Origin of the sequence: Burkholderia lata (assembly GCF_000012945.1) — a bacterium.
Classification (GTDB): Bacteria; Pseudomonadota; Gammaproteobacteria; order Burkholderiales; family Burkholderiaceae; genus Burkholderia; species Burkholderia lata.
Map to the genome: position 1 here is coordinate 1,143,887 of NC_007509.1, position 12,028 is coordinate 1,155,914.

Sequence of the window (12,028 nt, forward strand, 5' to 3'; positions counted from 1 at the left end):
GGGAGTGACCATGATCGTCCGCGCTTTCCGTCTCGCCTTCCCGGTTGCGATCGCAGCCGCCGCCTGTTTCGCGCCGTTGTCGGCAATACCCGCCCATGCTGCGGATGCCGAACTGAACGTCTACAACTGGTCCGAGTACATCGCGAAAACCACGATTCCCGACTTCCAGAAGCAGACGGGCGTACACGTCCGCTACGACGTCTACGACAGCGACGACACGCTGCAATCGAAGCTGCTGGCCGGCAGTTCCGGCTACGACATCGTCGTGCCGACCTCGAACTACATGGCAAAGCAGATCCAGGCCGGCGTCTACCAGAAACTCGACAAGTCGAAGCTGCCGAATCTCGCGAACCTCGATCCCGCGCTGATGAAGAAGATCGCGGAATCCGATCCGGGCAACCAGTACGGCGTGCCGTGGGCCTACGGCACCGACGGGGTCGGCTACAACGTGCAGGCGGTCAGGAAGGCACTCGGCGATGGCGCGCCGCTCGACAGCTGGGCACTGGTGTTCGATCCGGCCAACGTGGCGAAGCTGAAAGGCTGCGGCGTGTCGTTCCTCGATGCGCCGGACGACGTGTTCGCCGCCGCGCTCCAGTACATCGGCAAGGATCCGAACAGCAAGAACCCGGCCGACTACCACGCGGCGTTCGACATGCTGAAGAAGGTGCGCCCGTACATCACGCAGTTCAATTCGTCGGGTTACAACAACGATCTCGCGAACAACGACGTATGCGTCGTGCTGGGCTGGTCGGGCGACGTCAGCGTCGCGCGCCGCGAAGCGATCGCGGCGAAACGCGGCTACGAGATTCGTTATGCGAACCCGAAGGAAGGCGGCATCCTGTGGTTCGACGTGATGGCAATTCCGAAGGATGCGCCGCATCCGGAGGCCGCATTGCAATGGATCAACTACATCCAGGACCCGAAGGTCAACGCGGACATCACCAACGAGATCTACTATCCGAGCGCGAACAAGGCGGCCCATCAATACGTGACGCCGGCCGTCGCGCACGATCCGAACGTGTACCTGCCCGCCGACGTGCTCGACAGGATGACGCTCTCGAAGCCGCGTTCCGCGGACATCGCGCGGCTCGAGAACCGCCTGTGGCAACAACTGAAAACCGGCAATTGACCGGGCCCGCCGCCGGCATACAATCCTGCGGACGCGCCGGCGGCGCACTCCGCTCAACCCGAAGAAGGATGTTGTCCATGATCGACGTTTCATCCATTACCGACGCACTCGCCCCGCAAGGCGAGCCGACCACGTATCGCGTCGCGCCCGAGAAGCTGATTGCCGGCGACCCGCTGCAGACGCTCACCCCCGGCTTCACGAGCCCGTGTGGCCGCTTCTCGACCGGCATCTGGGAAAGCACGCCCGGCCACTGGCACGTCGCGTATACCGAAGCCGAATACTGCGAGATCCTGGAAGGCACGTCGGTGATCACCGACGAGGAAGGCAACGCGAAAACCCTTCGCGCCGGCCATCGCTTCGTGATTCCGCCGGGCTTTCGCGGCACCTGGGAAGTCGTCGAACGTACGCGGAAGATCTTCGTCGCCTACGACGAGCAGCCGCCCGAATAAGCGACGGCCGCGTGTCAAGTACGCCACATCGCGCCCCAATTTGCCACGCACATCCACGCCAATGACATGGAATTGACACACGCGGCCGGTAATTTCCGCACGTCTCGTCCCGTGTGTCGCCATGCTTGCCCTGCTTCTCGCCGCCTTCTACGAAACCGCCCGCCAGGGAAGCGTGACCGCCGCCGCGAAGCGCCTCGACGTGAGTCAGCCGACGATCACGACGCGCATCCAGCAGCTCGAACGCCATTACGGCGTCGAGCTGTTCCATCGCCGCGGCAACCGTCTCGATCTCAGTGACGCGGGCGCGTCGCTGATGCCAATGATCGGACAGATGCTGCAGATGGAGAACGATATCGATTTCGCGCTACGCAACGAGCGCGAACTGCATACCGGCAACCTGCGCATCGGCACCACCGGCCCGTTCTACATCCTGCCCGCGATCGCCGCGTTCCGGCGCCAGTATCCGGCCGTGAAGATCAGCATCGAGATCGGCAACTCGCAGCAGGTGCTCGACGCGCTCGTCGATTTCCGCTGCGATGTCGCCGTATCGTCGCAGCGTGACGACGATCCGCGTTTCGTGCGGCATACGATCGCGAACGATCCGCTCGTGCTGGTCGTGCACCGTTCGCATCGGCTCGCCGCGCGCGAGTCGGTCGCGCTCGCCGCGCTGGCCGGCGAGACGCTGCTGCTGCGCGAGGCCGGCTCGCGCACGCGCGCGCTGATGGAACACGTGCTGAAGCACGCGGGCATCGGGCTGCCCGCGAACGCGATCGAGCTCGGCAGTCGCGAAGCGATCCGCGAGGCCGTGCGGCACGACATGGGCTGCACGCTGATGCCGCGCGGCGAGGTCGGCGCGCATCCGGAACTGCGCGCGGTCGCGTTCGCCGACGATCTGCCGCCGATGCACGAATACCTGTACTACCTCGACGCGCGCGCCGACACGCGGCTGATTACCGCATTCATGGCCAACGTCGAACGCCACGACGAAAGCACGCGGGCCTGCGCGTGACGGCGCGCAGGCTCACACCGTTTCGAACAGCTCCACGATCTGCCAGCCGCGTGCCGTCGCCAGCGCGCGCAGCCGCTCGTCCGGATTGGTTGCGACCGCATCGGTGACACGCTCGAGCAGCGGTATGTCGTTGTGCGAATCGCTGTAGAACCAGCTGCGTTCGAAGTCGGACCACGCGAGCCCGCGCGACGCGAGCCACGCGTCGGTGCGCACGATCTTCCCTTCCCGATAGCTCGGCACGCCGGACGGACGCCCCGTATAGCGCGAATCGGGCTGCCCGTCGACGGTTTCGAGCTCGCACGCGATCAGCGCGTCGATGCCGAACGCGCGCGCGATCGGCCGCGTGATGAACGCATTCGTCGCGGTGACGACGCAGCACAGGTCGCCCCGCGCACGATGATGACGCACGAGATCGAGCGCGGCCGGCGAGATCGCGGGCCGCACGACATCGGCCATGAAGCATGCGTGCCAGTGCGCGAGCCGTTCCCGCGAATAGCGGGCGAGCGGCGCGAGCATGTTGCACAGGTGCGCATGGATGTCGAGCGTGCCGGCCGCGTAGCCGGCCGTGAACGCGGCGTCGATGCGGGCGAATTCGGCCGCGTCGATCAGGCCATGCTCGACCATGAAATGGCCCCAGGCCTGGTCGCTGTCGAACGGAATGAGGGTGAAGTCGAGATCGAAAAGCGCGAGTTGCGTCATCGAATGAAGCGTCGTGTGAACAGGAATGAATGAAAAACGCGCGGCCCCGTCGAATCGAGGCCGCGCACAAAACGCCGCCGGCGCGGGTCGGCGCGCCGGCGGCAACCGGTGATGCGACGCCGGCCGCGCGGCCGGCGCCGGTCAGCTGGACACGCCCATCGCCGGATCGCTGATGCTGTCCTTGCCGGTCTCGACACGGCCCGCGAAGCGGCGCATGAGACCGTTCTCGGCCGTCAGCGTGAAGTCGTACCAGCCGCTCGACGCGGCGAGCGTCCAGTACGGCTCGACCTGCATCCCGGCCGGCACCGAGTAGCTCCACGGGCCATCGGTGCGATACGCGTTCGACGTGACCGTGACCTGGCTCGCCGCGTTGCCGACGTTCATGATCGTCAGGTACACGGCGTCGTTCGCCGGGTCGTAGCACACGCGGATCTCCGGCACGGGCCCGCTCGCGGCCTTCGCGACGTTGCCCTGGAATTCGCGCAGGAAGCCGTTCGGCCCGAGCACCCACAGGTCGTAGTTGCCCGCATCGTCGGCCACCGCGCGCCACGAATCCGACAGCTGCTTGCCCGCTTCGACCGTATAGCGGCGCGGCGCGCGATCGAGATGCAGCTTGTCGTACACATGGAACACCGCACCGGCCGTGCCGGTATTGCTGAACGTGAGCCACACCAGCCCGCCCGACACATCGGCGCTCGCGCTCGTGTGCAGCTCGTACGGCAGCGCACGCGACGGGCGCGTCCCGGCCGGCTGCGCCGGCATCTGCTGCGTGCTGACCGACGGCACCGGCACCGCGCCCTGCAGGCTTTGCTGCACGTGCTGCGCATCGGCCGCGGCCTTGGTCGGCGCCGGGAACGACGTCGTCGGGTTGCCGTTCGGGTTCTTGAAGTTGAAGGCCGACGTCAGGTCGCCGCACACCGTGCGGCGCCACGGGCTGATGTTCGGCTCCTGCACGCCGAAGCGCTGCTCGATGAAGCGCAGCACCGACGTATGGTCGAACACCTCGGAGTTGACCCAGCCGCCCGTGCTCCACGGCGACACGACGAACATCGGCACGCGCGGGCCCGGCCCGTACGGGCGGCCGTCCGGCGCGAGCGGCGACGAATCGCCGGACGGGTTCGGCACGGTGAAGTACTCGTACTGCGTGGTCACGGTCGACTTGCCCGCATACGTGCCGTCCGCGTTGCGCGACGGCGCGTTCGGCGGCGGCATGTGATCGAAGAAGCAGTCGTTCTCGTCGTAGTTCACGATGAGCACGGTCTTGCTCCACACGTCCGGGTTCGCGGTCAGCGTGTCGAGCAGGCGCTGCAGGTAGTACGCGCCCTGCCCCGGCGTCGACGCGCCCGGGTGCTCGCAGTACGCGGTGGGCGACACGATCCAGCTCACCTGCGGCATCCGGTTCGCCGCGATGTCGTCGGCGAGCGACTGCAGGAAACCGCCGTCGGGCATCGTGTTGCCGATCCCCTTGTACAGCGGCGACAGCGCTTCCATCGCCGGCGTATAGGGCGCATTCGGCGAACCCGGCACCGTCTCGTTGACCTTGCGGAACGCCGCGAAGCCCGCGAGCGGGTTGTCGGTATAGTTGTCCGGCATGTTCTGGTAGACCTTCCAGCTCACGCCGGCCGCCTGCAGGCGCTCCGGGTAGGTCGTCCACGTCAGGCCCGTCTTCGACGAACCGAGGCCGTCCCAGCCGTCGTTGTTCACGACGGCCACGTTCGACGATGCCGTCGGGCCGTTCGTGCCGGTCCACAGGAAGATCCGGTTCGAGTTGGTGCCGCCGTGCAGCGAGCAGTGATACGCATCGCACAGCGTGAACGCGTTCGCCAGCGCGAAGTGGAACGGCAGGTCGGACTGCCGCAGGTAGCCCATCGACGCATCGCCCTTCGACGCGGGCCACGCGGTCATCCGGCCGTTGTCCCACGCCGAGTGCGAATCGGTCCACGAGTGCGCGCCGCCGACGAGCAGCGCATTGCCCTTCGTGCTGTCGAGGTAGAACGGCAGCACCGGTCGCTTGCCGTCGTTCTGCTGCCACACGGGCGTGCCGCCCGGCTGCGGGATCGTCAGGCGGTCGCCGAAACCGCGCACGCCGGGCATCGTGCCGAAGTAATGGTCGAACGAGCGGTTTTCCTGCATGAAGATCACGACGTGCTGCACGTCGTTGATCGTGCCGGTCTGGTTGTTGGCCGGAATCGCGAGTGCGCGCCGGATCGCCGGCGGGAACATCGAGAAGGCCGTGCCGGCGGCGGCGGCACGGAGAAACGAACGGCGGTCGATGGAAGTCATGGTCGAGAAGGTAGGTCGTCCCGGAAAGGCGCGCGCGTTACGGCGCGCAGCGCAGCTGCGAGTTCAGCGACGGCGATGGCAGCGCGGCCGTGCCCGAGGCGGGGCACGGGCCGGCGCCCGGCGCCACGACAATCGGTACCGGCGCGCTCGCGCCGCCCGCGCCTGCCGGCGCGGCGTTCGCCTTCGCAACACTGGCGGCCGTGCCGCCCGAATCGTCGCCACCACAGCCGGCGACCAGCGCGCTCAATACGCAGGCGGCGAGCGCGACGCGCACGCGGCGCAGGTTCGTCATGGTCATGTCGGCACTCCGTCAATGAAGGATCGTCGACAGCGGCTTGCCCGAGCCCGCGACCGACTGCAGTTCGGTTTCGGTCACGACGCGGTTCCACATCGCGACGTCGGAGAAGCTCTCCACGTTCGGCTTGACCGTCGTGCACGCGTTGACCGTATAGCCGCCGCTGTAGTGGCTCGCCGGGTACCCGCACGCGAGCATGTGGTACTGGCCCGTGCCGTCCTCGTTCACGCCGAACGTCTTCGTGCCGAGGCCCGGCAACGCGGCCGCCGACACCGTGAGCGGCGTGCTCTGCTTCTGCTCGCCGAGCACCGGGTCGAACGTGTAGGCGGTCATCGTCTTGCCGACCGTGTCGATCACGAACGCCGCATACACCCACTGATTCGCGGTCACGCTCATCGTCTTCAGGTCGTTGCGGGTGGTGCCGTCGCCCGCGTTGTACTGGATGTTGCAGGTGCCCGACGGCGCGCCCGATGCCTGCGGGAACAGCCCGATCGCGAGGCCCGCGTTCTTGCCGCTCTGCCAGTTCTTGTTCGCGAACACCGGCGTGCCGAAACCGACCACATCGGTACACGGCGTCTTCAGCCACATGCCGATCGTGAACTGCGCCTGCGTCGCGATATCGGCGTTCTGCACGAGCTGGTAGCCGTCGTAGCCGTTCGTGTCGACGGTCTGCGTCGTCACCTGCAACGCCTGCCCGCCGAACGGATCGGCGGTCAGCGAGCCGCCGTTCGCGGCGGCCGAGAACGGGCCCATCGTGCTCGCGTTCAGCGCATCGACGGCCGGCAGCGCACCGAACGGATAGTACGACGCAAGACCGTTCTTCAGCGTCGTCGCGAGCGGCGGCGGCGGGGGCGGCGGCGGCACGTATGCGATCCGCGCGATATTGCCGAGCGGCGCACCGCCCGCCGTCACCACGTAGTCGAAGCTGTAGGTACCGGCCGCGGTCAGGCCGAGATTGCTGTCGGTATAGGTCGTCGTGCCGGCCGGCAGCGTCGCGATCTGCTGGCCCGCGCGGTACACCGCGATCGCGCCGCTCGCGGGCGCCACCCACGTCAGCACGACGCTGTGGCCGTCGGTACTCGTCGCGCCGGCGAGTTGCGACACCGGTTGCGTGCCGATCAGTTCGCCGCCGTCCATTTCATACGCGGACGGCGCGGGCAGCGCGCCGAGTTGCGCGAGCACGGTCGGCGCGACATCGGCGATGCTGGCACGCGTGTGCAGGTCGGCCAGCGATGCCGGCTGCGCGGCGCTGCCCAGCCGCCCGTTGTCGGCCTGGTTCATCGCGATGAAGGTCGTCGATTCGGACAGCAGCGGCAGGCCGTCGCTGCCGCCCGCCGCGTTCAGCCCGTGGCCGCCGGTCACGACGACCAGCCAGTTCTCCTTGTTGCGCTTCGCGGTTTCGGCGACGAGCGCGCCGACCGCCGCGTCGAGCTGCTGCAGCGTATTCGCGTACGCCGACGCACCGAGGCCGTAGTTCAGCGCCGCATCCTGCGCCGAGTGGTACTGCGCGACGACGAGCGAGTAACCCTGCTGGATCATCGTGGCGCCTTGCTGCGTGACGCAGCTGTCGACCGCCGCGCAGTTCGCCAGCGTGTCGAGGCTGCCCGCGTTGCGCCCGGCGGTCAGCAGCGACGCGAGCGCCGGCGACCCGACGGCCGCGCCGAGCAAGCCCGCGTTCGCGGTCTTCAGCGCGTCGAAGGTGGTGGGTGCCTGCAGCGCCTGGTTCGGTGCGTCGGACAGCACCTGGTGACGGTTGGCCCACGCGCCGGTGAGCAGCGTGGCCCAGCTTGGCGTGTCGAGGTTCGGCTGCTGCGACGGCAGGCCGTTAACGCCGCCGCTGTAGGCGGGCGCGACGTGCAGCTTCGCGAGGTTCGGCAGCGTGCCGCCCGCGATACCGGCCTGCAGTGCCGCATAGGTGACGCCGTCGAGCTCGATCACGAGCGCGCGGTTCGCGACCTGCTGGCCCGGCGGGTTGCCGCCGTTGCCCTTGCCGTTATCGGTGCCGCCGGATCCGCCGGCCGCGTTCGCCGACGCGCCTGCCGCGCCGCCCGTGCCATCCATGTTGCCGCCGCATGCGCCGAGCGCGCTGACCAAGGTCAGCCCGCACAGCAGCCGCGCGAGTGTGGTCTTCCTCATGTTTCCCCCTGACTGGACTATCCGGACACGCCCGGAGATCTGCCCGGATTCTGCTCAGGGGATGCGATGCACGTATTTCGTTTTGCAGAAGCGCGCCGATACAGGTATCAGTTTTTTTGGGGAGAGCCGGCCACGTGGAACCGCCGGCTCTTCGGTGGAAACGTTACCGTCGGCCGTCGAGCGCCCCGAGGATCCCGTACGCGGCCTTCACGCGATCCTCGTTCGGATAGCTGCGGTTCGCGAGCATCACGATCGCGATCCGTTTCGCGGGGACGAACGCGACATAGGTACTGAAGCCGTTGGTCGAGCCGGTCTTGTTGATCCACGTATCCGCGCTCGGCGCGAGCGGCGGCTTGATCGCGGTGGCCACTACCCCGTTACGCAGCATCTTCATCGAGTTGCCTTCGATCAGCGTCGGCAGCGCGACCGGATACGGATACTGCTCCCAGATCAGGTCCTGCGTCAGCGGCCCCGCGCGGAAATAGCCGGTGTGCGTGCGCTCGAGCGCGCGCTGCAGGCGCGGTGCGGTTTCGATCAGTCCCATGTTCGCCTGCACGAAGCGCAGCAGGTCGGCCGCCGTGGTCCGCACGCCGTACGCCGGCTGCCACAGCATGCCGCCCGTCATCCGGATCGGCTTGCCGTCCTGCGTATAGCCCTGTGCATAGTCGGCCTGGCGTGCTTCCGGCACGTTGATGTACGTGCGCGTCATCCCGAGCGCGGGAAAGAGCCGCTGCTCCATCAGCACCGCGAAATCCTTGTGCATCGCCTTCGCGGTGAGCCACCCGAGCATCCCGATCGCGACGTTCGAATACGTGCGATACGTGCCCGGCGCATACGCGGGCCGCCACGCATCGAGATAGCGGATCAGGCCCGCGTCGTCGCGAATGCTGTCCGGCACCTGCAGCGGCATGCCGCCCGGCGTGTGCGTGCCGAGATTGAGCAGCGTCACGACGCCGAACGGCTTGCCCTGCACCGCGGGCAGGTACTTGCCCGCCGGGTCGGCCAGCGACAGTTCGCCGCCCTCCTGCGCGTCGGCCGCGAGTGTCGCGGTCAGCGTCTTGCTGACGGAGCCGATTTCGAACAGCGTGTCGCCGTTGACGGGCTTGCCGGTTTGCGTCGACATCACGCCGTAGTCGAACACGTAGGGCTTGCCGTCGGCGACGATGCCGATCGCCATGCCGGGAATCGCGTACTGCTTCATCAGCGGCGCGATGTAGCGGGTGACGGTGTCGTGGAGGTCGTCCTGGGTGGCGGCGGCCGCGCGGCCGGCCGTGGCGGTGGCGCACGCGGCGACGAACAGGGTCGCGGCGAAGCGTGTCGCGTTGAATCGCATGGTTGCGGTTCCTTTGATTTCTGATGGTTGCGTGGACAACGGATCCGGCCGCGCCACGCGGAAATCGCAGTGGCCGGCCTGCCGAAGCAGGACTATCCCCTGCCTGCCCGCCGCCAACAATCGACGATATGTTGCGCGAGCCGAAAGAAAAACTTATGAGATAAGCGAAGCCTTGATTCGCCGTGAGGCCATTCCCTGGCCATTCGTTGTTTGGCTTGAAAAACCTGTCGGTTTTAACAGCGTGCAATCCGGCGGCCGAATCGCACCGCATCGAAAATCGGTGAAAAAGAGATAAGTCTTGTCAGATCCGCATACGCGGGCACACCGCGTGATTGATTCACCGGCGCGGATCGCAGTAGACTCGCGAAAGCAAAAAATAAGATCCATCCTGAGAGAAACAATGAATCGCCATTCGCTGATCGCCCGCTCCCGCGTCATTGGCTGCTGCCCGGTCGCGTGATTTTCACGCATCGACCGCCCCGCAGCGCGAACACGCCACGCCGCCGCGCTCCGCTCGCGCGCCCGTTCGCTGCTTCGCCCGCCAGCCGAAAGAACCGCCAGGGTCCCGCGCGCATCGCCTGCGCACGCCCTGCCTGACCGGAGAGTAACCCCGTGACCGAAACCGTGGCCGCGCCCGCCTATCGGCCGCGCGATGTCGTCAATGCGCCCGACATCAAGGCGGCCATCGCACGCCGCAGCGCCGAGCGCGGCGATCCGGCCGACATCTGCGCGTGGCTCGGCAACCATTTCTTCCGCTGGGTCGTCGGCGCATTCGAGCAGGCGCAGCCGCTCGATTCGCTTGCCGAGTACCGCGCACTCGCCGGCGCCGACCGGCCGGCGCCCGACTGGCTCGTGCGCCGGTTCCGCCCGCAACCGGCCGCCGGCACGGCGGCCGAGCCGGTGCCACTGCCGGCCGACGAGCCGAAGCCGCTCTACTTCATCGATCCCGAGCACATGCTGCTGACCGACCGCGAGCGCGTGCTGGTCGAATTCCTGCGCTCGCGCGCCGGCACGCGGCTCGCGCAGAAGCTGCAGCGCATCACGTGCACGATGGCGCTCGACATGTGGGAGCGCGAGCACCAGCGGATGCAGGCACGCCGCGACAAGGGCTGGGTGCCGAGCAGCGGCCTCGCGCTGCGCGAGGTGCTGCGCACGCCGAACGGGATCGTGTTCGAATTCGCCGGCGATCATGCGGCGCTGCGCGAGGAACTCGCCTACGAGTCGTACTACATGCAGCACTGCCTCGGCCAGTTCGCCGATCGCCGCCGGCTGCGCGGCGGCTACGGCGAACAGTACGCGCAAGCCGCACAGGAGGGCCGGCTGCGCCTGTTCACGCTGCGCGGTGCGGGCAACCAGCCGCACGTGACGATCAGCCTGCAGGTAACCGGCAACGGCCTGCGCATCGACCAGATCAAGGGCAAGCAGAACCGCCATCCGGTGCGCCGCTACGCCGACGACGTCCGCCAGTTCCTGCGTGCGCTCGCGCCGCGCGGCGAACGTCATCCCGATTGCGAAGGCATGGGGCTCGTGTTCGAGCCGGAGACGACCGGCGCGGCGGTCGGCGAATGGACCTTCGTCACCGACGTTCGCTCGCCCGACCATCTGCTGAGCGTGATGAGCGAGAACTTCCACCTGATCGAGCATTTCCCGCAGCCGCCGGCCGTGCTGCAATGGCTGCTGCTGCGCAACGCGCCCTATGCGCTCGGCCAGCTCCGGCAGATCGATCCGGCCGTTGCAGCGGCCGCTCGCCATGCGTTGCCGGCCGACGCGCTGCCAGCCGGGCGCGAGCCGGACGCGCCGCCGGCCAATACGGCAACCTTCGCGATCGAAGGTATTCCAATCGATCCCGCGCTGTGCGCCGCGCTCGTGTTTCCCGCAACGGCGGACGGGAGCCCGTCATGCTGAAACTGCTGATCGGTCTCGCCGTGCTGTGGCTCGTGCGGTACCTGTGGCGCTCGTTCCGTATCGCCCGGCGGATGGTGCGCGAAGTCGACGCCGACCAGGCCGCGGGCGCCGACGCCGCGGTCACGGTCCGGCAGACCGCGGCCGTCAAGCTCGCCCATACGCTCGCCGACCAGGCGCCGCCGAACCGCCGCCGCTGGTCGCTTGCACTCGCCGACATCCTGCTGATCCGCAACGGGCTGCGCTGCGATTGCGACGACCTCGTGTACACGCTGCCCGACGCGCAGCGCGACAAGCTCGCCGCCCAGTTGCGACGCGAACTCGACCTGCCGGCCGACCTGCCCGAGTGGCAGATCGTGCAGCGCGTGCCGGCCATCCTTGCCGGCTGGATACGCGGCGTCGGCCGCTCGCACGAAGGCTTCTACGAACAGCTTGCCGCTGAAGGCCGCGTGCGCGACGCGCTGGCGTTCGATTGCGCGCGCACCGCGTTTCTCGTGCGCTGCATCGCGCTGCTCGGCTGGGCGTCCGAACAGCATGCGTGGGTCGTGCTGCTGCTCAATGCCCAGCGCGCGCAGGACAGCTTCGACAGCTGGGAAGACTTCGGGCTCGCGTATGCACGCGCGCGCCAGCACTGGCTGCGCGGCAGCGGCCAGGACGGCCCCGCGTCGTCACGCGCCACGCAGGAAGTGCGCGAGCACCTGCGCGATCCGTCCGGAAACTGGCTTTCGCTGCCGTGGAAGCGCTACCGCATCTTCGATCCCCAACCCGTTTCGTCATGACCGCCGACACCGAC

Annotated in this window: 10 protein-coding genes; 5 read left to right on the plus strand and 5 right to left on the minus strand. The window is 67.8% G+C overall.

Annotated features, from left to right (window positions below):
• Positions 1-10: 10 nt before the first annotated feature.
• From BCEP18194_RS04880 to BCEP18194_RS04890, 3 genes are all read left to right on the plus strand, one after another.
• Positions 11-1,129 (plus strand): polyamine ABC transporter substrate-binding protein, encoded by a 1,119-nt coding sequence (locus tag BCEP18194_RS04880; protein WP_011350212.1) that lies wholly within the window; start codon positions 11-13, stop codon positions 1,127-1,129.
• A 77-nt stretch (positions 1,130-1,206) separates the two neighbouring features.
• Positions 1,207-1,578: a cupin domain-containing protein gene (locus BCEP18194_RS04885; RefSeq protein WP_050781553.1), complete on the plus strand. Its 372-nt coding sequence runs from the start codon at positions 1,207-1,209 to the stop codon at positions 1,576-1,578.
• Between the two features lie 121 nt (positions 1,579-1,699).
• The gene (locus tag BCEP18194_RS04890; protein WP_011350214.1) at positions 1,700-2,587 is read left to right on the plus strand and encodes a LysR substrate-binding domain-containing protein; all 888 of its coding nucleotides are present in this window, start codon (positions 1,700-1,702) and stop codon (positions 2,585-2,587) included.
• Positions 2,588-2,599: 12 nt separating this feature from the next.
• Here the strand turns inward: BCEP18194_RS04890 and BCEP18194_RS04895 are convergent, their stop codons facing one another.
• From BCEP18194_RS04895 to ampC, 5 genes are all read right to left on the minus strand, one after another.
• Positions 2,600-3,286, minus strand: coding sequence for an HAD family hydrolase (locus BCEP18194_RS04895; RefSeq protein ID WP_011350215.1), 687 nt, complete (start codon positions 3,284-3,286; stop codon positions 2,600-2,602).
• A gap of 141 nt (positions 3,287-3,427) precedes the next feature.
• Positions 3,428-5,569: a phosphocholine-specific phospholipase C gene (locus BCEP18194_RS04900; protein ID WP_011350216.1), complete on the minus strand. Its 2,142-nt coding sequence runs from the start codon at positions 5,567-5,569 to the stop codon at positions 3,428-3,430.
• Between the two features lie 37 nt (positions 5,570-5,606).
• Positions 5,607-5,867, minus strand: coding sequence for a hypothetical protein (locus BCEP18194_RS04905; protein WP_011350217.1), 261 nt, complete (start codon positions 5,865-5,867; stop codon positions 5,607-5,609).
• Positions 5,868-5,879: 12 nt separating this feature from the next.
• Complete coding sequence (locus BCEP18194_RS04910) at positions 5,880-8,000, minus strand: hypothetical protein (RefSeq protein WP_011350218.1); 2,121 nt, start codon at positions 7,998-8,000, stop codon at positions 5,880-5,882.
• A gap of 163 nt (positions 8,001-8,163) precedes the next feature.
• The gene (gene ampC / locus BCEP18194_RS04915; protein ID WP_011350219.1) at positions 8,164-9,333 is read right to left on the minus strand and encodes a class C beta-lactamase; all 1,170 of its coding nucleotides are present in this window, start codon (positions 9,331-9,333) and stop codon (positions 8,164-8,166) included.
• A gap of 612 nt (positions 9,334-9,945) precedes the next feature.
• On the opposite strand from ampC, the gene BCEP18194_RS04920 reads away from it, so the two are divergent.
• Together BCEP18194_RS04920 and BCEP18194_RS04925 are read left to right on the plus strand one after the other, a co-directional pair.
• The gene (locus BCEP18194_RS04920) at positions 9,946-11,238 is read left to right on the plus strand and encodes a hypothetical protein (protein ID WP_011350220.1); all 1,293 of its coding nucleotides are present in this window, start codon (positions 9,946-9,948) and stop codon (positions 11,236-11,238) included.
• Positions 11,232-12,014: a DUF1266 domain-containing protein gene (locus tag BCEP18194_RS04925; protein WP_011350221.1), complete on the plus strand. Its 783-nt coding sequence runs from the start codon at positions 11,232-11,234 to the stop codon at positions 12,012-12,014. The genes BCEP18194_RS04920 and BCEP18194_RS04925 overlap by 7 nt, the downstream gene beginning before the upstream one ends.
• Positions 12,015-12,028: the final 14 nt, after the last annotated feature.